The organism is Gluconacetobacter asukensis (assembly GCF_014174375.1).
Classification (GTDB): Bacteria; Pseudomonadota; Alphaproteobacteria; order Acetobacterales; family Acetobacteraceae; genus Gluconacetobacter; species Gluconacetobacter asukensis.
The window spans coordinates 254,136-277,327 of sequence record NZ_JABEQE010000004.1 but is presented as its reverse complement, the minus strand read 5'-3'; the positions used below and the strand labels follow the sequence as shown (position 1 = coordinate 277,327).

22 protein-coding genes are annotated in these 23,192 nt (G+C 63.3%); 5 read left to right on the top strand and 17 right to left on the bottom strand.

Features of this window, described 5'->3' with window-relative positions; genetic code table 11:
* Nucleotides 1–229: 229 nt before the first annotated feature.
* Nucleotides 230–2,899 (bottom strand): TonB-dependent receptor plug domain-containing protein, encoded by a 2,670-nt coding sequence (locus tag HLH35_RS07030; RefSeq protein ID WP_182978453.1) that lies wholly within the window; start codon nt 2,897–2,899, stop codon nt 230–232.
* A gap of 539 nt (nt 2,900–3,438) precedes the next feature.
* Between HLH35_RS07030 and HLH35_RS07025 the strand changes: the two genes are divergently transcribed.
* A complete protein-coding gene (locus HLH35_RS07025; protein ID WP_182978452.1) occupies nt 3,439–4,080 on the top strand; it encodes a LysE family transporter in 642 nt (213 codons plus the stop codon).
* A 57-nt stretch (nt 4,081–4,137) separates the two neighbouring features.
* Here the strand turns inward: HLH35_RS07025 and HLH35_RS07020 are convergent, their stop codons facing one another.
* Entirely contained in the window at nt 4,138–4,905 is a 768-nt protein-coding gene (locus tag HLH35_RS07020; protein ID WP_182978451.1) for an SDR family NAD(P)-dependent oxidoreductase, read from the bottom strand.
* A gap of 103 nt (nt 4,906–5,008) precedes the next feature.
* On the opposite strand from HLH35_RS07020, the gene HLH35_RS07015 reads away from it, so the two are divergent.
* Nucleotides 5,009–5,899: a LysR family transcriptional regulator gene (locus tag HLH35_RS07015; RefSeq protein WP_182978450.1), complete on the top strand. Its 891-nt coding sequence runs from the start codon at nt 5,009–5,011 to the stop codon at nt 5,897–5,899.
* Between the two features lie 67 nt (nt 5,900–5,966).
* On the opposite strand, the gene HLH35_RS07010 is transcribed toward HLH35_RS07015, so the two are convergent.
* From HLH35_RS07010 to HLH35_RS06970, 9 genes are all read right to left on the bottom strand, one after another.
* The gene (locus HLH35_RS07010; protein ID WP_182978449.1) at nt 5,967–6,998 is read right to left on the bottom strand and encodes a fatty acid desaturase family protein; all 1,032 of its coding nucleotides are present in this window, start codon (nt 6,996–6,998) and stop codon (nt 5,967–5,969) included.
* Between the two features lie 333 nt (nt 6,999–7,331).
* Entirely contained in the window at nt 7,332–8,108 is a 777-nt protein-coding gene (locus tag HLH35_RS07005) for a hypothetical protein (RefSeq protein WP_182978448.1), read from the bottom strand.
* On the bottom strand, nt 8,108–8,842 hold the full coding sequence (locus tag HLH35_RS07000) for a hypothetical protein (RefSeq protein ID WP_182978503.1): 735 nt from the start codon (nt 8,840–8,842) through the stop codon (nt 8,108–8,110). Before HLH35_RS07000 ends, HLH35_RS07005 begins: the two co-directional genes overlap by 1 nt.
* Nucleotides 8,843–9,025: 183 nt before the next feature.
* Nucleotides 9,026–9,508 (bottom strand): hypothetical protein, encoded by a 483-nt coding sequence (locus HLH35_RS06995; RefSeq protein ID WP_338029306.1) that lies wholly within the window; start codon nt 9,506–9,508, stop codon nt 9,026–9,028.
* Complete coding sequence (locus HLH35_RS06990) at nt 9,505–9,924, bottom strand: hypothetical protein (RefSeq protein WP_182978447.1); 420 nt, start codon at nt 9,922–9,924, stop codon at nt 9,505–9,507. The genes HLH35_RS06995 and HLH35_RS06990 overlap by 4 nt, the downstream gene beginning before the upstream one ends.
* 43 nt (nt 9,925–9,967) lie before the next feature.
* Nucleotides 9,968–10,876, bottom strand: a complete 909-nt coding sequence (locus tag HLH35_RS06985) for a phage tail protein (RefSeq protein WP_182978446.1) — start codon at nt 10,874–10,876, stop codon at nt 9,968–9,970.
* A 211-nt stretch (nt 10,877–11,087) separates the two neighbouring features.
* A complete protein-coding gene (locus tag HLH35_RS06980) occupies nt 11,088–11,777 on the bottom strand; it encodes a hypothetical protein (protein ID WP_182978445.1) in 690 nt (229 codons plus the stop codon).
* The gene (locus HLH35_RS06975) at nt 11,771–12,250 is read right to left on the bottom strand and encodes a GNAT family N-acetyltransferase (protein ID WP_182978444.1); all 480 of its coding nucleotides are present in this window, start codon (nt 12,248–12,250) and stop codon (nt 11,771–11,773) included. Before HLH35_RS06975 ends, HLH35_RS06980 begins: the two co-directional genes overlap by 7 nt.
* Nucleotides 12,247–12,591, bottom strand: coding sequence for a hypothetical protein (locus HLH35_RS06970; protein WP_182978443.1), 345 nt, complete (start codon nt 12,589–12,591; stop codon nt 12,247–12,249). Before HLH35_RS06970 ends, HLH35_RS06975 begins: the two co-directional genes overlap by 4 nt.
* A gap of 396 nt (nt 12,592–12,987) precedes the next feature.
* Between HLH35_RS06970 and pxpB the strand changes: the two genes are divergently transcribed.
* Nucleotides 12,988–13,620 carry a 5-oxoprolinase subunit PxpB gene (gene pxpB / locus HLH35_RS06965; protein WP_182978493.1) on the top strand — a complete coding sequence of 211 codons (633 nt, stop codon included), beginning with the start codon at nt 12,988–12,990 and terminating at the stop codon, nt 13,618–13,620.
* Nucleotides 13,617–14,624: a 5-oxoprolinase/urea amidolyase family protein gene (locus HLH35_RS06960; protein ID WP_182978442.1), complete on the top strand. Its 1,008-nt coding sequence runs from the start codon at nt 13,617–13,619 to the stop codon at nt 14,622–14,624. Before pxpB ends, HLH35_RS06960 begins: the two co-directional genes overlap by 4 nt.
* Nucleotides 14,625–14,710: 86 nt before the next feature.
* On the opposite strand, the gene HLH35_RS06955 is transcribed toward HLH35_RS06960, so the two are convergent.
* Nucleotides 14,711–15,499, bottom strand: coding sequence for an SDR family oxidoreductase (locus tag HLH35_RS06955; RefSeq protein ID WP_182978441.1), 789 nt, complete (start codon nt 15,497–15,499; stop codon nt 14,711–14,713).
* Nucleotides 15,500–15,724: 225 nt separating this feature from the next.
* On the opposite strand from HLH35_RS06955, the gene HLH35_RS06950 reads away from it, so the two are divergent.
* Nucleotides 15,725–16,513, top strand: coding sequence for a LamB/YcsF family protein (locus HLH35_RS06950; RefSeq protein WP_182978440.1), 789 nt, complete (start codon nt 15,725–15,727; stop codon nt 16,511–16,513).
* 88 nt (nt 16,514–16,601) lie between these two features.
* Here the strand turns inward: HLH35_RS06950 and HLH35_RS06945 are convergent, their stop codons facing one another.
* The 5 genes from HLH35_RS06945 to HLH35_RS06925 all read right to left on the bottom strand — a co-directional run bounded on the left by HLH35_RS06945 (nt 16,602) and on the right by HLH35_RS06925 (nt 23,066).
* Entirely contained in the window at nt 16,602–17,537 is a 936-nt protein-coding gene (locus tag HLH35_RS06945) for a DMT family transporter (protein WP_246384905.1), read from the bottom strand.
* 78 nt (nt 17,538–17,615) lie between these two features.
* A complete protein-coding gene (locus tag HLH35_RS06940) occupies nt 17,616–18,356 on the bottom strand; it encodes a LamB/YcsF family protein (RefSeq protein ID WP_182978439.1) in 741 nt (246 codons plus the stop codon).
* A gap of 213 nt (nt 18,357–18,569) precedes the next feature.
* A complete protein-coding gene (locus HLH35_RS06935; protein WP_182978438.1) occupies nt 18,570–19,511 on the bottom strand; it encodes a LysR substrate-binding domain-containing protein in 942 nt (313 codons plus the stop codon).
* Between the two features lie 139 nt (nt 19,512–19,650).
* The gene (locus HLH35_RS06930; protein WP_246384926.1) at nt 19,651–20,316 is read right to left on the bottom strand and encodes an SDR family NAD(P)-dependent oxidoreductase; all 666 of its coding nucleotides are present in this window, start codon (nt 20,314–20,316) and stop codon (nt 19,651–19,653) included.
* A gap of 164 nt (nt 20,317–20,480) precedes the next feature.
* Nucleotides 20,481–23,066: a TonB-dependent receptor plug domain-containing protein gene (locus HLH35_RS06925; protein WP_182978436.1), complete on the bottom strand. Its 2,586-nt coding sequence runs from the start codon at nt 23,064–23,066 to the stop codon at nt 20,481–20,483.
* Nucleotides 23,067–23,192: the final 126 nt, after the last annotated feature.

Below are 23,192 nucleotides of genomic sequence, written 5' to 3'. Positions count from 1 at the left end.
AATACCGCTGCACTGGGCCGGCTCCGTACGGGCCACGCCCGGCATCTGTTCCTGCGCATCGAAGCGGAACAATGGGTCGGCCAGCCGTCACAAAGCGCGGAAAGACGCGCAGGGCATGCCGGCAACGGCATTTTCAAAACCGCCTTAAACAAAAAATGCCGCATATGCGGCATGAATTCCAGAACGGGGATGGATACCGGAATTGCTTCCGGTATCCATGCCGTTTTCGTCAGAACGTGGCGTTCAGACGGCCATAGTAGTAGCCACCGGTGATCGGCACCTGCAGCGAGAACTGGTCGTAAACCTGGGCACCGTAGGAGTTGACATCCTGCGAAACCTTGCGGGGACGCACGTTGAAGACGTTGTTGGCACCGACGGCGAAGTGCAGGTGATCGGTGAACTGATACCCGATTTCGATATCCGTCAGCCAGCGCGGCGTATTCTTGAACTCCTTGAAGCAGGTGTTCGAATACTGGATCGACTGGCCATCCGAGCACATGATGTTGGAGTTAGACCAGTCCGCATACTGCATCATGTCGGTCGTCTGGCCATAGCGGGTCTGGCGAACGTTCACGTCCAGCTTACCAACCTTGTAATAGGCATTCAGGATGATCTTGCTGCGCGGATAGGCCGTGGTGATGTAGCCGACATTCTGCGCGTTCAGGATCTCCGACCCGTTCGGGGCGATACCGTTATGATGCAGGCGCGTCCGGTTCAGGTCCAGCGCCATGCTCAGATCGAGATTGCCATACTGATGCAGGTGGAACGCATAATCCGCCTTGATGTCCAAGCCCTGCGTGCGGGTGCTGGCACCGTTGGTCAGGTAATAGGCGCTGTCCTGGGCCGGATCGTCCAGCGCCGGGCCAGCCAGCGTATAGCCCATCGCCTCGATGGCATTGACCGCCGCCAGACCGTTGACCGAGCCACCGCCGACGATGCGGTTGCGCAGGTTGATCTGGTAGACGTCGGCCTCAACATGGAAGCCATTGACGGGCTCAAGAACGATACCGCCCGACGCACTGACCGACTGCTCAGGCTTCAGCGGCTGCGCACCCAACGCCTGGGCTGCCGGCGACGCCACGGCCAGCAGGCCCGAGGCGCTGGAGGGGCCGACATTCATCGCGCTGTAATGCTGCTCGGCCAGCGTCGGCGCACGGAAGCCGGTGCTGATCGTGCCGCGGATGGCGACGCGACGCGAGAAATCGTAGCGGGTCGAGATCTTGCCGTTCTGAGTGTTGCCCACGTCGGTGTAGTGCTCGAACCGGCCGGCGAAATCGAGGTCCCAATGCTTGGTCAGACGGAAATCACCGTCGATATAGGCGGCGAAGATATTGCGGCTCCAGCTGCCGGAGCTCTGCGGGCCAAGGCCGGCATAGCCCTGCGTGCCGCCCAGTTCGTAGGAGTTCGGGTTGCCCGGCTTGATCTGGTAGGTTTCCATACGGTGCTCGCCACCCACCGCCAGCGTCATCGGAACGACGTTGCCAATGTTGAAATGACGGCGGAAATCCAGGTTGTTCGTCCACTGCGCCAGGCGGTACGTTTCCGCCAGCGTCGAGGTCGGCGAGTAACCGCACCCTTCCGAAGAATAATAGGGGCTGCTCGGATTGGTCGAGCAGGTCGCGGCCAGCATGCCAGTGTTGGCAGTGTTCTTGTTGCCGATCTTCGTACCGTCGGCGCCGTAGGTCGAGCTGGCATCCCAGTCCCAGTCGCCGAACAGCTCGTCGCCCTTCAGGCCCATGGTCACGGCGTAGTCGTTTTCCTCGTTCGTCTCGCGCGGCGAGAAACCGGACGGATAGATCGACGGCGCGCGGGTCGGAATACGATAGTTCTCGTACGCCTCGCCATGACGGTGCGCGTAGGTCAGGTTGCCGTAGAACTGCAACCGGTCCCCGATGATGTCCTTGCCCCAGTCCATCCCGAAATTCTCACGGGTTTCCTCGGGACGGCCCATGATATGGTTGGAATCGGCGGGAACATTCAGCGGGCCGGTATAGTTGGCGCCCGTATAGGCCCCCACCGGCGCGGCGCTGAGCGGAAGCACACGATGGTCGGCCGACGGCGCCACGAAGAAGTCGGTGTGATAGACCTGACCGCTGATATGCAGGAAGCCGTCATTGCCCCACTTGAAGCCGGCATCGCCATTGACCTGATACTGCCATGCCTGGCCGCTATAGGCGTTCGCACCGGTCGTGGCGCTCAGGTTGTAGCCGTGATCCTGCTTCTTGGTGATGATGTTGACCACGCCGGCGATGGCGTCCGAGCCATACATGGCCGCCGCGCCGTCTTCCAGCACTTCGATATGGTCGATCATGTTGGACGGCAGCGTGTTCAGGTCCGCGCCGGTCGAACCGAACTGCGGGCCGGAATCGGCAACGATGTTCGCGGTCGAGTGACGGCGCTTGCCGTCGACCAGCACCAGCACTTCGTTGGGCCCCAGGCCGCGCATCTGGATGGACTGTGTCAGCGCCGCGGAGTCCGCGGCCATGGCGACCACGTTGATCGACGCGTAGGTCTTGGTCAGCGCGTCCGACAGGTTCATCTGGCCCGAACGGGTCAGCGTCGCCGCCGTGACGACCGAGATCGGCGAAGAGCTCTGGCGCGCATGACGATGGGTGTCATGGGTGCCGGTCACGATCACGGCTTCGCCCGAATCAGGCGGCGCATGATAGACGGGTTCGACAACCGGGGCGACCCGCGCGGTCGGGGCTGCGGCAGCCGGAGCCACCGTCGCCTTCGCGGTGGGGCGGGCAGGAGCGCTGACCCCCTTCTTGGCCTTCGCCGTGTGGCGATGACTGGCCGTCGACGTCCCGGACGTCGTGGCCGTTTGCGCCACCGCAGCGGCGACGTCGAACTGAATGGCAAGAATCGTGGCCGCGATAAGGCTTCGCCTCAGGGTCATAGACTTAACGTGCTCCCGCGAACGTCGTTACTTTACCGCCACATCAGGAGACTGAAACCGGCCTTAATTCAATACCGAATCATAACCACCCATAACGAATTCGGAATATATGACATTTTTATCACAATCGCCGTGCCGCCGGACAGCCCGCACACCAATCAATTGATATAACATAATAATCATATGATATTTGGAACACACTCCCCGCCACTCGCACCCCCGAATCTCCCGTAACTCCGCATGATCCCCAGCGATTTCCGAGGGCTAGCTCATCCTCTTTCGGAATCGTTTCATATAAAAAATATATAACACCCAGAATAAAAATGTGGGGTCGCCGCACGAGGGCACCCGACAGCCCGCCCCCCGCATGCTTGTCCGGGCCCAGACGCGACCTTCTGCGGCCGCCTGCTGCCTGCGACCCCTGCTGCCTGCACCAGGTGCGTCGCGTCCAATCCAGCAATTGCACCGCCTGCGCGCTTGTCGTGAAATAAGAACGATCCATTTGCCCCCGGCGCTTGCCGAACGAAGAAGGACGTATCATGAACCTCGCACAGGATGTCTCGGTCATCGGCGCCATCTCCGCCTTCTGGCTGGTCGCCATGATCGTCCCCGGCCTCGATTTCCTGCTGGTGACCCGGCTGGCCATGATGAAGGGCCGCATGGCAGCACTCCGCGCCACACTGGGCATCGCGACCGGCATCGCCGCATGGGGGCTCGCGGGCTTCTTCGGCATCCGCGCACTCTTCATCGCCTCGCCCTGGCTCTACACTCTCCTGAAGGTCGGCGGCGGCCTGTACCTGTTCATCCAGGGCGCCCGGCTGTTCGCCGGAAGCTGGAAGAACGCCCCTGCCGAAGACCAGCCCGCCAATCCCGCCTTCACGACGACCCGCGCCTTCCGCATGGGGCTGCTGACCAACCTCGCCAACCCCAAGGCGCCCATCTTCGTCTCCAGCCTCTTCGCCGCCGCCCTGCCGCAGCATGCCTCCATCGGCCTGGGCCTGACCTGCGTGAGCACGATGTTCGTCATCGCCGTGGCCTGGTTCTCGCTGGTCGCCACGGTGCTGAGCCTGCGCCACGTCTCGCGCGCCTTCCTGCGGCTGCGCCACTGGATCGACCGCGCCTCGGGCCTCGCCTTCATGGCCCTCGGCATCCGCTTCGCCACGGAACGCACGGCCGGGTAGGAAGGAGGCCGTTCAGGAGTCCCGCAAACCGTCCGCACAGGGCTCCTGAACAGAAACCTAGACGAACATACCGCCCGAGATCTCGATCCGCTGCGCGTTGATCCAGCGATTATCCTCCATCAGCAGCGACGCCACCGCCGGGCCGATATCCTCGGGCTGGCCGGGCCGGCCCAGCGCCGTCACACCGGCGATGAAGGCGTTGACCTGCTGGTTGTCGCGCACCGCGCCGCCGCCGAAATCGGTCTCGATCGCGCCCGGCGCCACCGTGTTGACCGCGATCCCGCGCGGACCAAGCTCCTTCGCCAGATAACGGGTCAGCACCTCGACCCCACCCTTCATCGCGGCATAGGCCGCATATCCCGGCAGGCTGAACCGGGCGAGACCGCTGGACAGGTTCACGATCCGCCCGCCATCTTCCATCAGCGGCAGCATCGTCTGGGTCAGGAAGAACACACCTTTCAGGTTGATGTTCATCAGCCGGTCGAAAACCGCCTCCGTCGTCTCGGTGAATGGCGTGTTGATGCCGATGCCGGCATTGTTGACCAGGAAATCGAAACTGTGGCGCCCCCACACCACCTGCAGCGCCTGCCTCACCTCCTCCGCGAAGGCCGTAAAACCGCTCACATCGCCGGTATCGAGGCGCAGCATCACCGCCCGCCGCCCCAGCGCGGTGACGGAGGCCACCGTGGCATCGGCTTCGTCCTTGTTGCTGTGATAGGTGCCGATCACATCCACGCCCTTGCGGGCCAGCGCGATCGCCATGCTGCGCCCCAGCCCGCGGCTGGCGCCGGTGATCAGCGCAATCTTCGTGCCGTTCGTCGTCATGGTGCCGATCCTTTCCAATCGCCTCGAAGGATCTCAGGATCGCACTTTATCCCATCCCCATAATCGGCAATTATTCGCGATCACTATCCGGCGGAGGCGAATAATGGACCGCATCGACACCATGCGGGTGTTCGCAAGGGTGGTGGAACGGCGCAGCTTCATCCGCGCGGCGGAAGATCTCGCCCTGCCCGCCTCGACCGTGACGGATGCCATCAAGGCGCTGGAGGCCCGGCTGAAGGTCCGGCTGCTGCACCGCACGACGCGGCAGGTCCGCGCGACCCTGGATGGCGAGGCCTATTACCGGCGCTGCCTGACCATCCTCGAGGATATCGAGGAGGCCGAAAGCGCCTTCAGCGGCACCCGGCCGCGCGGGGTGCTGCGCGTTGATGTCCAGGGCGCGCAGGCACGACGCCTCATCGTGCCCGCCCTGCCCCGCTTCTTCGCCGAATATCCCGACATCACGCTCTCCCTGAGCGAGACCGACCGCTTCATCGACCTGATCGGCGAAGGCGTCGATTGCGCATTGCGTACCGGCACGCCGAAGGACAGCGACCTGATCGCCCGGCGCATCGCCCTGCTGCCCGAAATGACGGTCGCCTCACCCGACTATCTGGACCGGTTCGGCACGCCGGAACAATGGGACAGGCTGGACGGGCACCGCATGGTCGGCTTCCATTCCTCCGCCACCGGCGGCGTGCTGCCACTGGAATTCATGGTGCGGGACACACGCCGCACGGTGATGCTGCCGTCGGTGCTGACGGTCAACGGCGCCGACACCTACAAGGAAGCCGCGATACAGGGGCTGGGCCTGATCCAGGTGCCGCGCTACGCCATCGCGCGCGACCTGGCGGCCGGCACCCTGGTGGAATGCCTGCCCGATACGCCCCCCGCCGCCTCGCCCGTCCATGTGCTCTATCCGCGCAACCGCCAGCTCAGCCCCCGGGTCCGCGTCTTCATCGACTGGGTGGCGGAGCAATATGCCGGACACACCTGAAAACCTGGCGGAACGAGCGCGCCTTCCGTGCTCCGAAGCACATGCCGGCACGCCACCCGCCCCACCGTCAGGTGACGGAGCGCAGATCCACCATGGTCCGGTTTTCCTCGTCCCACAGCACGTTGACCCGCGCCTCCCGAATCCCGTCCCGCCAGGTCAGGACCTTCACGTCCAGAAAGACGGCATGCGCATCGTGACACGCCACCAGACGATAATTGGGAATGCCGGGGGCAGCATGATGCACATGGTGCGTGCCGATATCACCGGTAAACCAGCGCCAGACCCGTGACAGACGCATGAACGAGCAGCCGGTCAACGCGGCCTCGAAACTGTTCCATTGCGGGTTCTGCGCCCATTGCACCCCTTCGAACTTGTGCTGCACCAGAAACAGCCAGACCCCGATCACGGCGGCGGGATAGATCACCATGAAGCTGACCAGCGCCACGAATTTCAGCCCGACGAACCAGACCAGCGCCCCATAGCCGAACAGCAGGCACAGATTGGTCAGATAGACCCCCAGCCGTTCCCGAACCCAGTGACGCGGCGTGTCGAACGCAATCCGGTAGACGATGAAGAAAATGACCGGAGGCATCACGAAGACGCTCAGGATTGGATTCTTGCTGATCCGATACAGCGCCTTCTTCAGCCGCGTCATCTTCCGATATTCGGCCACCGTGATGCAGTCCGAATACAGGTCCGACAGCCGCCCCCGCGTGTCCATATTGTTCCACGACCCATGATGCAGCGCGTGATGCTTCTTCCAGTGATCATAGGGCGTCAGGGTCAGCAGCGAGCAGAGCCGTCCCGCCAGGTCATTCGCCCACCGGCTCCGGAACAGCGAACCATGGCCGCAATCATGCTGCAGCACGAAGGTGCGGATGGACAGGCCGGACGCCAGCGGCGCCAGCAGCAGCACCCCCCACCAGCCATGCATCAATCCCGCATAGAGCAGAACATAGCACACCAGGAGCAGGCCGATGGTCGAGACGAGCTGGAAAAGACTGATCCCGAGATGACCGCCCTGATATTGCCTGATCGACCTGATTGCGTCATCGGAATAATCTGAAGCCGCCAGTCTGTCCGCCGCACAATGGTCCATGATATTCCGAAATTTTCTGTATAAACCGTTACTATATTATTTACATTAAACAATCAATATCAGATATGATAAATAATCCCAATGACACATTAAACAAAAAATACAACACATTTTCAACCACTCCGCGGGCCGCCCAAGCACGTTCCGCCAGCCCGGGGCCCAGCTTCGCGTGGCCCGGAACCCACGGAGAAGAGGCTGTCTCCATATCTTTCCGAAAGCCAGAAAATTTCAGATCCATTCAGGATTCATGCGCCTGGCCAAAAGATTCCACTGAACGGATAAAAGTCTTTTCCTATCTTTTTCGGCAGAAAGAAGAAGCTCTTCCCTCAGCCTTCACGCCGGCACGGCCGCCTCCCCTTCCAGAAACGCCGCATTCGCCGCCACCAGCGCATCCCAATCCGCGCCGGCCGGCATCAGCTGCCGCCAGGCCAGCCCGTGGCATTCCATGATCCGCGCGCGCACCCAGCGCCATGTCGCGCGCTGGATACCGCCCCAGGTCAGCAGCGACACCACGGACTCGTCCTCCACCCCGTCATAGGACCATGCCAGCAGGCAATGCCCACCCCACGATCCCGGCGTCTGGTCCCCGGGCGTGGTCGTGTCCCACACGCCCCCTTCCGCCTGGTCGGCCAACGCCAACCGCACGCCCAGATAGGCAGCCCCCATACCGGCCATGACCAGCCGCAGCGCGTTCAGATCGTCCGGCGCGGCCGAACCCCAGACCGGATAGAATGTCTGGTCCGCCAGCGCGTATCCATCGCGCGCGGCACAGGCCAGCACATCGACCTCGACCCCACCCCGATCGGTCGCCGGATCGGCCGGCGTGTAGCCGGTCGCACGTTCATAGAACAGGATGGCATCCGCATCCCGCACCGCCACCTGAAACCCGGCCAGCGCCGCCGTGGCGCGGAGATGGTTTCCCAACCCGGCCGACGTGCAGTCCCCCAGCCGATCATTGCCCAACATCAGCGGCGCCGGATCGATCCCCTCCCGCAGCAGCCGGCTGGGCGCCCGCCGCGCCATCATCCGCAACCCGGCCAGCAATGGCTGGCCGGGGCGCACCGCCGCAGGCAGGCAACCCAGCCGCCTGCCGCCTGCGCGATGCGCCATCACACCCCCCGGTACAGCGCAGCACGCACCGCCGGCACATCGCCGACCGCCGCCACCGACACGCTCGTCGGCGCCAGCCCCACCGCCGCCTCGATCAGCGGGATGATCTGCTCGGCCGTGGTGATATAGCCTCCCACCGCCGGGTCCAGCGCCGAGGCCACCGTGCCCGCAATGGTCAGGATGGTCTGAAACTCTCCCGCCAGGGACGACGCCCAGCCCTTGCCGGTCTCAATATCGATCGCCCCGCCCGACGCGGCATTGATCTGCGCCGTAATGGTCCGGATCTGTGTCAGCGCACCATTGATCTGCGCCACCTGGTCGGTGGAAAGATGCGCCGACAGGCCCGGAATCGCCTCGATCGCCTGCGCCGCGAAATCAATCGCCCCGGCATCCGCCGCCAGTTCGGCGGTATCGATCCGGGTGGTCCCCCCGATCGTGGCACAGGCTCCCAGACTCACCGCCACACCAAGCCCCAGCGCCAGCATGATCGCGGCCACACCCCCGCCATCCTTCCCCGGCGCGGCTCCAGGCCGCGTCCTGTTCGCAACATTGCGGAAATTCTGCGCCAGCAGGTTCAACACCGCATACAGCCGCCCATAAACCGACCCCGCACTGGCCGGCAGTGGCAACCACGGCATCAGCGCCGCACACACACCGCACAACGCGGCAACATAGATCACATCCTGAACCGGCACGACCGAAATCAGGGTCTGAAGAATCGTCATAGAATCCATGGATCATTCCATTCTGTATTACGAAAGGCCCTCACACCCGGCCGACACTTTGAACCTCTGATCCTGAGGGAAAATGTGGGCTGGTGAGCGAGAGCGGCCCGGAACGGGCCGCGCCCGTCGTGTGTTTCCAAGCACCGAAGCGCAGGAAACGCGCGTCGGATCGCCACCAGCGCGCATGTCCGATCACGCTCTGATTGCGGTGGTGAAGGCGGCTATGTGCACACTATCCACCACCCCCGCCCCCAACGCGCTGTTATAAACCCGCTTCCAATAGGCACAGATCCTGACCGCATCTTTCGCAGCCGGTACCGGCGCCGGATCGAAGAAATACTTCACCCGCGCCATCGCGCAGCCATAGCGCAGATTGCCGATCAGCTGCCGCACCCGCGGAATGTCCGTACAGGTCATGCGCGCCATACGGGTTTGCAGGTCGGCATGCTCCGCCCCCTCCAGCATGCCCCACAGCGCATCATGGGTCGCGGGCTCCATCTGCCACACACCCAGCGCCGGGCCGCCGCCATCCTGCACCAGCCGGGCGGCACGGGATTCGACCAGCGCCGTGCCCGTTAGCAGATTCACGGCGGCCGCCCCGCCCAGCCCCAGCCGGTCGAGCACCGGCGCCACCACCCGCCATTTCAGGTCCGAGGGATCGATTCCGCCCATCATCCCCCCTCGCCGCGCATCACGCGGCCCAGCCATTCGACAAAGGGCTGATAGCCCATCAACGCCGACACCACGCCCCCCAGCGCAAAGCCCGCATTGCGAATCAGCCTGACACCACCGGCAATCTGCGCATTCATCGCAATCAGCGTCTGCTGCGATTCCGCCAGCGGCGCCGTGGTGTCGGCAATCACCGCCCGCATTTCGCGCCGCAGATCCACAATCGCCAGGCGCGTCTGCTCCACGTCGCGATCGGCCCGCTGGTCCTGATGCGCGCCACGGGCCCGCCCCTCGGCCGAAATCTCGACCAGCTTCATCATCATGTCCCTCTGTCCGGCCTCCAGCCGTCCGATCCGCGCATCATGCTGGCGCAGCGTGTCGGACAGCCCGGCCGGATCAGGAACCGCCTGCGCGTCGTTCATGTCACAATCCCGTCTTTTCGAAATACCAACGGCCGGCAGGGCGTCAGCCGCCCACCTCGGCATAGATGATCCTGTTCAGCATCATGGCCGGCGGCATGTTCTGGCTGTCGCCACTGCCCGCCGAGACAATCGTCAGCCCCGTGGTCGCGCTGGTCGCCGCCAGCCCCGTCGTCGCGGTGGCAGTCTGCGCCGTCGCCTTTTCCTCGACATCGCCGCCACCGGCGAATACCGCATCCATCTCGCCGCCCGATCCCTGCGGAACGACGAAACCGCTGCCATGATTGGGCCCATGCCCATGGCCGGGATCGGTCAGCGCATGCGTATGGCCCGGGTCGGTGACATCATGCGTATGCGCCGCCGCCGACTGGCTGCCGCCAACGGCCCCCAACTGCACACCGTTGACGTTCGACCCCGCCATCGTCACCAGATTGGCTGCGGCCCCGCCCATATTGTCGACGCCGAACGTCGCCCGCCCCCGCAAATCCGGCAGACCGAACGTCGTGGCCCCATCGCCCGCGCCATACAGCGTGCCCAGCACCCCGAACAGCGCGGCATAAACCGTCCGGCTCACACTCTGCCCGCAGCACAACAGCCACCCGGCAGGCGCGACAGTCCCCGCATAATCGACAATGGCCCCCACCGGCACCCCGCCGCCCGCGTCCCCGCCGGCCGCCCCCACCGGGTCCATGGTCCAGATCTGGTTGCCGGCGGTATCGCACAGCATAACGGCATAGGCCGCCCCACCCGTCAGGAAGACATTGCCGAACTGCCCGCTCGCATCCGCCACCACCGGGTTCGGATTCGCCACCGTCAGCCCCGCATCGGCATAGGTCGCCAGCGGCGTGGTGCTGCCGCTCTGGTAGAAGAACAACCGCGCACCGGCACGCGGCACACCCGTCGCATCCACGCTGAAACTGTTGGGCCAGACAAAACGGGCGGCAGAATAAGCCATGCACCACTCCCACGCCCCCTCGGGGCGCGTCTCGTTAGGGGCGGTGCCTGTGCCCTGATGGGGTCAGATCATAACCGGCAGCTCGGCTTCCGGCAATTCCACACTGAACGACCCGCGAAATATCCTTATGAGGAATATATTTTTCTGGTCCGATTCGATGCAGGGCTCTGCCCTGCACCCGCAAGGGGATGGTCATCCCCTTGACCCCTATTCAGAAGCCGTAGCTGCCGCCGTTTCCGGCGCCATACAGATTGCCCAGCACGCCGGGCGAAGCGTTCGACCCTGCCAGCAATGCCAGCGCATTGCCCACGCCAGACATCAGCGCGGCATTCGACCCCGTCGTGCCGCGCGCCAGCGCATTGCCCTGCCCGCTCAACGCATTCAGCAGCGTGCCGGCCGAGGCATTCCCCTGACTCCCCAGCGCAGACGCCGCCGAACTGCCCATATTCGCCAGACCCGACAGCGCATTCATGTAATTGCCGAACTGCTGGCCGGCATAATTCTGGGCATAATTCTGCAACGCATTCATCTGCCCGCCCGACAACGCCAGCCCCCGCGCAGCGGCCGAGCGGTCCAGCGACTGCTCACCCTGCTGCAACGGAAACTGGTAATAAGGCGTATCGGTAAACGCCTGGTACACCGCCGCCGCACCCGATCCCTGCCCCGACGCCCCGCCAGGCAAGCCCAGCAGAGACGCCAGACTGTACAGCGCATTGGTCCCCGCCCCCACATAAGGCGACAGGTTCCGGTCCGTCTGGTCATAGACATTCTGCTGAAACTGCTGCGCCTGGCCATAAGCCTGCGCCTGCTCCTGCGCCGCCTTCGAGGCCGCGTCGGACCCTGCGATCCCACCCGCGATCGACCCCAAAGCCGACAATCCACCGCCAATCGCCGTTACCATGCTCCGATCCACTTCCCATACTGGCGTTCCATTTCCACCCAGCCCAGCCGGCGAAAGATCGGCCCGACATCCAGCGACCGGCCAGAGGGCGCAACATGCAGCTTGGTGCCGGTCATCATCCGCCGCACCCCGCGCGCCGCCAGCGTGCGCTCGGCCTCGCGAAACAGCCTGATCCCCGCCGTCCACCGCCGATGCGCCGGCCGCACATAATACAGGTCGAAAAACGCATGGCTGACACTGCGATGATGCAGATGCGGCCACACCAGCGCCACCAGATACCCGGCCAGCACCCTTCCCTCGCGCATCGTCAGCACATGCAGCGCCCCGGCCGCCTCCAGCCGCCCATAGGCCTCCAGATCGGGATCGAGCGGCGCACGCTCCTGATCGCTGGCCACCTCGCGAAAATGCGCCTGCCACAGCCCACGCATCTCCCCCACCACGTCGCTCCATGGCTCGACGGCATAGAGCGTCACGACACGGTCACCAGCAGCCCGCCCGCCGAAATCGTCAGCGCCCCGGCAGCAGAAGCCTGCGCCACAATCGCATCGCCCGGCTGCAACACCCGGCCGATTTCATTGGGACTGTTCCAGGTCTGCCCGGGCAGGATCGTCTGGCCAAACGTCGTCGCAGTCCCCGGCCCCGCCACCGTTCCGGCAGGCACCAGATACAACGTCACCGAAACCGGCACCGCCCCGACATTGCACACACCCAGACTGTCGATCCGCGCGATCACCCCACCCGGCGCGGTATAGAGCGCAGCCGTCGCACTGGGCACAGCCTGCGCGGGAATCAGGGCAACGGGCTGAACGGACATGGCATCGACCTTCGCGCAACACCCCCAGAGAGGGCCGGATGGTGGGCGATGCCTGCGCCCGATGCAGGTTTCTATCGCACGGACAGTTTTCCATACAAGCTGAAAAATCAGACCGTGATGCCGAACGGACTAAGCCCGGGCCGATGGGCAGAAGATTTATGGCCAGAGCGCGACGCCCGCCGGGTCATAGGATTGTCCGATGGCCATAGAACACGAATGGCTCTGGTCAAGGCCCGGCCCGCGGCCATACCGTTATGATCCCGCCTCGAAGAGCGGGCGAACCGTCCATGACCGCACATGATGGACGCCTCACCTCTCTGGAGATTGCATGACTTGAGTGCCGATAGGCTGAACGTTCTGGAACAGGGCCAGACGGGGGGCTCGCCCGTCATTAGCATGATCGGCACGCGCGCCATGCTGTTCGAGGCACCGGGCGCCTTCACCATGGTCGAGCAGCAAAGAATCTGGGCTCTCATGGAGCACGCCCGGAGCCGCACGGACATGGAGGAACTGATCCCCGGCGTCACCAACCTGATGCTGGTGTTCTCCCACCCGCCCGAACGCCCCGATCACGTCGCCGCCTGGCTGCGTCAGGCATGGCAGAGCCTGCCGCCGCACCAGATTCCGGGCCGCCTGTTCGAAATCGGCGTATGCTATGGGGGCGCCCTGGGCAGCGACCTGGCGGCCGTCGCCGCCCACACCGGCCTGTCGCCGCGCAAGATCATCGACCTCCATCAGGCCGGCGCCTATACGGTCTGCGCGGTCGCCAGCGCCCCCGGCTTCGCATATCTGCACGGGCTCGATTCCCGAATCGCCACGCCGCGCAAATCCGTTCCCTCGATGAACATGCCCGCCGGAACTGTCACCATCGGAGGAATGCAGGCCGGTATTTCCTCCCTGTCAGGACCGAATGGTTGGAACTCGATCGGCTTTACTGAAATCTGCCTGTTCGATCCCCGCAGGGACTCTCCCTCCCTGTTCGCGATCGGCGACCGCATTCGTTTCTACCAGAAAAGTATCGAGCTGTGATCACGATCCTCGAAACCGCACCTCTCAATACCGTGCAGGACAAGGGTCGGTCGGGCTATCGCAATCTTGGCGTCGGCACATCCGGCGTCATGGACCCGCTGGCGTTCCAGGTCGGCAATGTCCTGCTCGACAACGATCCGTCCGCCGCCTGCATCGAAGTGCAGACCTTCCCCTTCGTCATCCGCTTCGACGACATCACGAGTTTCGCAGTGACGGGCATCGATGCCCCTATCGCCCTGAACGGCAGGCCGATCCTGCCATGGTCCGTCGAAACAGCAGCCCCCGGAGACGTCCTGCACGTGGACATGCCGACCGTCGGCGCGCGCGGCTATCTGTGCGTCGCGGGCGGAATCGACGTGCCGGTGGTCCTCGGGTCGCGCAGCACGCAGCTTCGCGGCAGTTTCGGCGGCCACGAAGGCCGGTTCCTCGCGGTCGGCGATCAGATCGCCACCGGCCCGCAGGGCGCTCCCCTCTCCGGCTACGGCGCCGTCCCGCCAACCGTGGCGCTCGGCCTGGCGAAAGACGAAACGGTGACATTGAGGGCAATCCCCGCGACCGATTATCTTCTGTTCACAGAGTCCGCGCGCCAGCGGTTCTGGGAGACGGCGTGGCGCATCACGCCACAGAGCAACCGTGTTGGCTATCGCCTCAGCGGCACGCCGCTCACCCTCATCAAGCCGGTCGAGCTGCGTTCCTACGGTATCGTGTCGGGCATCATCCAGGTCCCCCCGGCGGGCGAGCCGATCGTCCAGCTTGCCGAGGCCAACACGGCAGGCGGCTATCCCCGCATCGCGACCGTGATCGAAGCCGATCTGTGGTGCCTGGGCCAGGCCCGCATCGGCAGGTCCATCCGTTTCGTGGAATGTGATCACCAGGCAGGCGTCGCCGCCACGGGCGCCGCAGCCGCCTATCTCGAAAACCTCCGGTCCATGGCCGATTATTACCGAAAATCGACCCTCCGCCGAAACGGCGGCGCCAGCCCGCGTCCAGACCGTCCGGCATGACGGACTGCACCACCGTCATATAACCCACCAAAGGGCAGTCGCCCTTTGAAAACCCGATTGTTATTCAATAATTGGGGTGCCGGGGGCTATTCCAGCCCGCCCGGCGCGCCATGGCGGCGCGCGGCCTCAAGATCGCCCGAGATGTCGCGCTGGCGTGTCGGCGCGATGGCGATTTCCTCTATCACCGTCCGGCCAGGCAGGGTGCAACACAGCAACACGGCACGCGCCACGTCCTCCGGTTGCATCATACCATCCCGCTCTTCCGCCGTTGGCGGCCGGACCCGGCTATCCATGATGGGGGTCGCCGTCTCGCCGGGCATGATACAGGTCGCGCGGATGCCGTCATTGCGGAATGTGTTGTGAAGATAGGCCACAAAGTTGCGCGCGGCAGCCTTCGCTGCACCATAGGCCGCGCCACCGAGAAGATTGGGCCGTACCGCCGCCAGCGACGAAACCACGATGATACTCCCGCCACCCTGCGCCAGCATCCGCGGCAACGCGCGTTGGGTCAGAAGAAAGACCGCCGTCATGTTGACGTCCATCACGCTCTGCCATTCCGCACATGTCGTCCAGCGCACATTGGGAATACGACTTGCCATGCCCGCATTATGCACAACGATGTCCACCCCGCCCAATCGTGCGATGACATCATCGACCACAGAGCCGGCAGCGTTCTCCTCCGCCAGATCGACCGGGAAAACCTCCGCGGCGCCACCATCCTTCCCGATCTCGGCACGCACATCTTCCAGAGCGTCGCGCCGTCGACCGACCAGCGCCACCCGCGCCCCCTCGCGCGCCAGCAGACGGGCCGTTTCATGCCCGATCCCTGAACCGGCTCCCGTCACCAGGGCCACTTTTCCCTCAAGCTGCCCCATCGCCATTCCCATATTAAAAAAATAACGAAAATAAAAAATAATATTAAAATAACGAACCACACCCCACAAGAAAATTCGACAGAAAATCCGAGCCACCCAGCACCACGCCATATCGTTCCCTTATGCTGACATAAGGTATTTCTGTTCCTCAAAACGATCGAAAGGCATCTACTCTACGTGCCTCAAGCCCACCCCCGCGTCGGCACGATTTTCCTGGAGAAAAGAATGTCCCCTCTGCGTGTATCCCTCGTCGCCGATCTTGGCGAAAGCTTCGGCAACTATACCATCGGAGACGACAGCGCGTTGCTGGACCGCGTCACCATGGCCAATGTCGCCTGCGGCTTCCATGCGGGTGACCCCCGCGTCATGGACGAAACCGTGCGCCAATGCGTGGAACGCGGCGTGGAAATCGGGGCGCATCCCGGCTATCCCGACCTGGTGGGTTTCGGACGCCGCGCCATGGAAGCATCAGAGGACGAAATCCGTACCGACGTCCTCTACCAGCTTGGTGCGTTGAGTGCGTTCACCCGGGTCCACAAGACCATCATCAGCCACTTGGCGCCCCACGGCCGCATGGGCAGCATGGCCACGTCCGACCTTACCCACGCGCTGGGCGTCATCAAGGCCGCCGAAGCATTCGACCCCTCCCTGGTCATCATCTGCCAGAAGGGACATCTCGAAGACCAGGCACGCAAACGCGGCATGCGCGTCGCCATGGTTTTCCTCGGCGACAGGGCCTATGGCGATGACGGACTGCCGGTCCCGCGAACACGCCCCGGCGCGCTGCTGCACGATTCCCGGGAGATCGCCGCGCGCTGCGTCCAGGTCGTGACGGAAGGCCTCGTCCGGTCCGTCAGCGGCGCACTCGTGCCCCTCGGCCACGATGTGGATACGATCCTGCTGCATGGCGACAACGCCACGGCCCAGACCAGCAGCGAGGCCCTGTGCCAGGCCCTCGACCAGAATGGCATTCTGCGCACCGGCGTCCGCGACGTCCTGGCCCACAAGGCCTGAACAGGATCATGGCCCGGCACATCCTGCCGGGCCACACGCGGCGCGCACCCGCTCCAGCAACGACGGAGCGCTGTCGGTAAAACGCAGCCTATCTTGAGGCAATTTCCGCCGACGCCATGCCATTTCCCGCCTTGGCAGGCCTCTTTGCCGATCGCTCGTGCCGCAGCATCCAGATGCCCGACCCGATGATCAGCGCCCCTCCCGCCAGCATCGCCACACCGGGAATTTCATCAAAATAGAACAGCCCGATCACGCTGGCCCAGAGCAGCCCCGAATAAGCGAACGGCCCGATCGCCGAAACCTGCGCCGAGGCATAGGCCTCCGTCTGGAGAACCTGGGCAATCCCGGCGAATGCGCCGACCGCCACCAGACACACCATGTCCCGCAGATGCGGACAAACCCAGATAAACGGCAGCGGCACCGCCGTCATCGCCGTCATCAGCATGGCCTGCCACAACGCGATCGTGGTACTCGACTCCGTGGCGGAAAGCTGCCTGATCTGCATGGTCGTGAGGGCGCCGACAGCGCCTTGCGCCAGCGCCACGCAATAGGCCCAGGCCGGTATCGACGCATCGCCCCCATGCAGCACCCCCTTCCCGAGCGCGACCACCACCACTCCCGCAAAGCCGACCGATACCGCCCCCCATCGCTGTGGAGATGGCGTTTCATGCAGCAACGGCATGGCCAGCAGCACGAGGAAGAGCGGCTGCGTGTAGGACATGACCTGCTGGTCGGCCAGCGGCAGCCGCGTGACGCTGATCACGACCATGATCATGCCGGTAAGGCCAAAGACCGATCGGAGCAGATGGCCTTTCGGGTTTCCGGTGCGCAGGACGATCCTCGTGCGCGACGCGATGAGCAGCACGAACGGAAAGGAAAACAGATTCCGGAAGAAGATGATTTCCATGACAGGCAGCGTCGATCCGGTCACCTTTTGCAGGCCGTTGACCAGCGCCGTGAAGAAGGACGCGGCAACCAGCAACGCCGCCCCACGCTTCAGGTCGTGCTTCAGCTCATGCGTCATCGACACCCCCCCCTTGCGGACGCGCGCCCTGACGAAGCTTCATGCATCTTCAAACACCCCGGAGCAGGCCGCCCGCCTTCAGGCAGCCTCCGACGTATCGATTTCCGCACGGACGGCGCGGGCCAGTTCGACCGAACCCGGCGTGTCGCTGTGAACCAGGATCGCACGCGCATCGACGGCAATGACATCCCCGCCAATCGTCGTCACCGTCCCCTCCCTGATGAACTGCCGCACCCGCGCGCGCACGCCGTCCAGATCATGGATCACCGCGCCCGGTTCGCCACGCGGCACCAGTTCGCCCGCCGCCGTGTATGCCCGGTCGGCAAGGAACAGGGTCCGCACGCGCAGGCCGAGTTTCTCGGCCGCGCGGGCGGTCGGCTGGCCGGGCATCGAAAAAACGGTCAGTTCCCTGTCCAGCGACGCGATGACACGCACCAGGCGCATCGCCCGCGCTTCGTCCGCGTTTGCCATGTTCCCGAAAGCGGCATGATAGCTGACATGCGTCACCCGGTGCCCGTAACGGGCCGCAATGCCTTGCAAAGCACCGATCTGGCACGCCAGCATGGCTTCCATGTCCGCATCCGAAACCGCCATGTTCCGCCTGCCGAACCCGATCAGGTCAGGAAGACCGGGATGAGCCCCGATGGCCACGCCCCGCTCCTTTGCCAGGCGCACGGTACGATCCATGATCGCATAATCGCCGGCATGATACCCGCACGCGATATTGGCCGAGGAGATGACATTCATCAGCCCGTCGTCATCCGCGACGGTCCAACGGCCAAAACCTTCGCCCATATCCGAATTGAGGTCGATTTTCATGAATTTACCCAGTTGCACTGTCCTGCACGGGACGAAAAGCCGCCGGTCGGTATATAAATCACACGTCCTGCGCAACCGACATAGTATTTCTCTATGAAGCCAGACCGAACCATTCTTGGCACCGCACACGCTTCCACGCACACTCCAACGGCCGGATCACAGGCCAGCACCATCCAGTCCCCGCGCCATGGTCCAGAGCGACGCCTGTCTGGCTCAAACAGACTTGCGGGGCAGGTGAGGATGCAGGCCGGGGCAACGTTCCCTCAGCGACGCGATCTCGGAACGCAGCGCGTCCAGCACGGCGGTTGACGCCGGCGTGGACACAGCATCCTCGCGTATGCACAGCGACAGCGGCGCGACCATGTTCGGCTTCTCGATCGGCATGAAATCGATCGCGTACATCTGTTTCAATTCCGATGCGACCGACAGCGGCAAGATCGAGATCCCGATCCCGGCGACAAGGGCCGCGCCCAATGTATGCAGCGATTCAATTTCGGCGGCGACGTGCGGAATGAAGCCGGCCTGCCGCCACGCCTCCTCGACCCGGTTTCTGAGAAATGAATTGCGCGACGGCAGGAGCAGATCCGCACCGGCCACGTCCTCCAGTGTCATCGGCCCATCCTGCGACGCAAAAAAATGCGCCGCTCCGACCACATACCACTCTTCATCGGCGATCGGCTCGAACACCAGCCCACGGATCGGCCCCCGACCGTAGAGAACAGCCATCTGGAGCACACCGTTCATCACCAGTTCGCTCAGGACCGTGCCGAAATAATCACGAATATGCAGTATAACGCCGGGGAAATTCTCCCGAACACGACACAGCAACGGGATGGACAGCAACGTCGCGGTGCTGAAAGGGGCCAACCCGATACTGACCTCGCCGGACACCAGCAATTCCGGATGGGCGACCCCTCGCCGCGCCTCGGCCTCCTGCTTCAGGATGACATGCGCATGATGGTACAGAATCCGCCCCGCCGGCGTCGCGGTGACGCCGCGCGGACTCCGGGTCAGGAGCGCCCGTCCGAATTCGGCTTCGAGGGCGACCATCTGCTGGCTAAGGGCCGGCTGCGCGACATGCAGCAGGCTGGCAGCGCGCGTGACGCTGCCTACGTCAACGACCTTGATGAAAGCTGCGAGGCGTCGCGTATCCATTCGTGCCTCAGTTGACGACGGTAAGACCTGATGTTCCTGTCTCACTGCCATGGGTTCCGGACCAAATGATGATAATCCACCCGCGCCCATTAAGAAAGGCACATCTGCCCGTCACGACGCCCCCCCCGCTTCCGGCACCTCACAACATCGATTCCTTGCGGCAATTCACAAGCACTTCGGCCGTCGAGGCGCTGTTCGGCAGCGACAAGATCATCCTGACGATCTCCGCCACGTCCTCGGGCTGCGTCATGTCTGCCGGCGCCACTTCCGTCTCGTGCGCAGTCATGTCGGTCATCACGTAACCGGGACAGACGGCACTGGCACGAATGCCGTCATCCCAGAATTCCTGACGAATGCCATGCGTCAGGGCGACCACGGCGAACTTGGTCATGGCGTACCCGACATTCGTGCCCACGCGCCGCCCGGCAAGGGAGGCGAGGTTGATAACCCGCCCCGAACCCGACGCCTTGAGATGCGGCAGGGCTGCGCGTACAAGCCGCAACGGCGCCTTGACGTTGACCGCCCACATCCGGTCCAGTTCCTCTTCCCCTTCCTGATCGACGAGGACCCGCGGATTGATCCCGGCGATATTCGCGATCGCATCGATACGGCCGAACCGCTGGACCGTCGCGTCCACCCACTGACGCGCGGAGGTCGGCGACAGCGCTTCATAGACATGCGGAAAATAGTTCCGATGCGCGATCGTGTCTTGCGGCGTACGCATTCCTCCGGAGACCAGAAAGCCCGCGTGGAGCAGATGACGACAAACGGCCGCGCCTATCCCACGCGACGCGCCCGAGACCATGACAACCCTGCCATCAGGAGAGAGCATGAATGAATTTCCCCATAATCCAGGCTCTTTCGCGGAGCCATTCCCTTGACGAGACGACGATGCCAGACGGCAGCGTCCAACCCAGGTTCCAGAAACGCACGCCGGGCTTTCATCAACGCGCGCCTCCAGCCCTCGTGTCAGAAATTGATCGACGTATTCACGTAATACATGCCACCAAAATATCCGAACGGTGAAAAAGCGGCATATTTATACATATTGAAACTCGAAGCGGTCGCGGCAGCCTGTACCCGTGTCGGGTATTTATTGAAGAGATTGTTCGCACCGACAGCAACATGCCAGTAGGGCAGAATATTGTAGCCGACCTCCAGGTTGGTCAGAAATGCCGGGCGCTGAACGGTCCACAGATTGGTCGGAAGGCTCGGCGTCACGATGAATACGGAAGAACCATAACGCTGCTCCTCGACCATCACGGACCATTTGCCACGGGTCCAGCGAACGCTCAGGTTTTCACGATTCTTGGGTGATGCGTGAATGAGCTCCGCGACCGCGTATGCGTTGAAATAGGGGATATTGTTGGCCGCGAGCACCGCGGGCGTCTTGTTGAAGCTGCGGATCTCGTTATCCGAGAAATTGACGGAGAACGCAAAGCGGAAATTGCCGTAATGGGGGGTCCGCAACGTATAATCGGTCGCCAGGTCGCCACCCCACGTATTCGTATTCACCGGGTTTGCGTAGTAGGATGCATAAGTCGCATTGCCCAGATTGTACTGTGCCAGCGTCTGCGCCACGAACGTACCGCCCAGCGTCGGTGTGCTGGCAAGGCGGTCGTTGATGGCAATATAATAAAGATTCCCGGTCAGGTGCCAATCGTCGAGCGGCGTGGCATCCACCCCGATGCTGAAACTGCGCGAATATTCTCCCTTCAGCTTCTGGTCACCAAGAGCGCGCGCGGCCGCGCTGTTGTTGGGCAGAGACAAAATGGAATAAGACGCGTTCGGCGAGCTGTAGTAATAATAGGTCTGTCCGAGCGTCGGCGGACGATACCCGGTGTTGATGTTCGCCCGCACCGCCCAACGGTCGGTGAAGTTATAGCGCGTGCCCACCGCACCGGTCGTGACCACCGGGTAATTGTGATATGCGACAGTGCGGCCGCCCAGTGTCCATTCCCACTTGTCGGTCAAGAAGAAATCCAGATTGACGTGGCCATCATACACGTCGCGCGTATAGTTGCCGGCAACGGATGCGGGGTTGCCAGCATGTGTCGCGGCGCCGGGCGTCGCGACCCGTCCCGCATCCGGCCCGGTCAGGATGGGCACGCCCCCATCGGCGTAGGATGCATATTCACCCGCGCCAAGGGCAAACGTGTCACGGCGATATTCAGCGCCAAATTCAAGCGATACCGGTTTCGGCAGAAACCCCAGGCGGAAATTGCGCGATGCCTTGAAACCTGCGCTCAGTTCGCTCGCCGTCGCAGACCCCGTGTGGAAACGGGTCTTGCTTGCAGTGCCGTAGGACGCATTGTCGGTGTCCTTCATCTCGTAGGACTGCGCATCCTTGCCATAATTCACATAGGTATCCCACGCAAACCCGAACGTATGGCCCTTGAACCCATCATCAACCTCGAAGTCGTTCTCGGCCATCACGTAATAGGGTGCCATGCCGTTCGGCCACAGGGCCGTCACGGTCAGGTCGTCGGCTGCGGACCGATAGGTCTGGCCCACGTCGACCGTACGATGCCCATAGGTCCCCGTCGAATACAGCTCGATATCCCGTGTGATGGGCAGCCCCATATTTTCCGAAACCGTCTCGACCGTGCGCTTTGAAAGCGCGTTCGAGCGCTGGACGTCACGGCTGCGGCTCGCACGCGGATCGACGCTACCATCCGGCAACGCGTAATATGTGTCATAGGGATAACGGCTCGGGTTGATGTAGTCGCCATTGCGAAAAGCCGGAAGCTGATGCAGGACCTGCGCCGACAGGTCGAGGTAGCCACCCTGCCGCCCAAGCGCGAAATTGAGATTGGCCGACCCGTCGAGCGCCTGGCCGTCTCCACCATAAAAGCCGCTGTTCTTGAAATTCACCGTACCGCCATGGGTATCGGATTTCAGAACGATATTGACCGCGCCGGCCATGGCGTCCTGACCGTAGAGCGCGGTGGCGCCTTCGGTGATGACTTCCACATGGTCGATGGCGCTGATGGGAATCAGCGCGATATCGGCAGGCTCGGTCCCCCATTGCGGACCGACCAGCGCGTTGAAGTTCGCGCCGATATGCCGCCGATGTCCATTGACGAGGATCAGCGTCTGGTCGGCAGAAAGGCCACGAAGCTGCATGCTCTGGGTGAAGCCGTTATTGCCGCCACCCGGCATCGGCGGCGCGTTGATCGCCGGGGAAAGCTGCGCCAGGGCCTGCATGACGTTGCTTTGCCCTGTCGCGGTCAGTTGCGCGCCGCTCACCACCGTCACCTGGGTCGTGCTGTGCACCGGCGTCGATGGCGAAGTGGCCGACTTGCCGATGATCCTCTCGGCGCTGACCGAGACTTCCTCCGCCGACGGTACGGCAAGCACCCTAGCCTGCGCGCGCCCGCTCGCGGTGGACGATGCCATGGCGGTGGCGACCTTGGCCGGGCGCGCCTTGCGCGCATTGTCCTCGACCGTCGCCGCATCCGTCGCGGCAGATGCTGAATGCGCCGACAGGCCGACGATACAGAGCGTGGCACCGAGCGAGAGATGAATATCAGCCAGAGCCGCTTTTTTCTTCATGAGCGCATAGTCCTCATCCAGATTTCAGATCTTTCGATCGGCGATAAGTTGTATTTCATCTCAACAGCGCGCCGCGCTGCACTTACGGGACAGATTCGACAAAACCCCGGTCAGCGAAGGTGATTT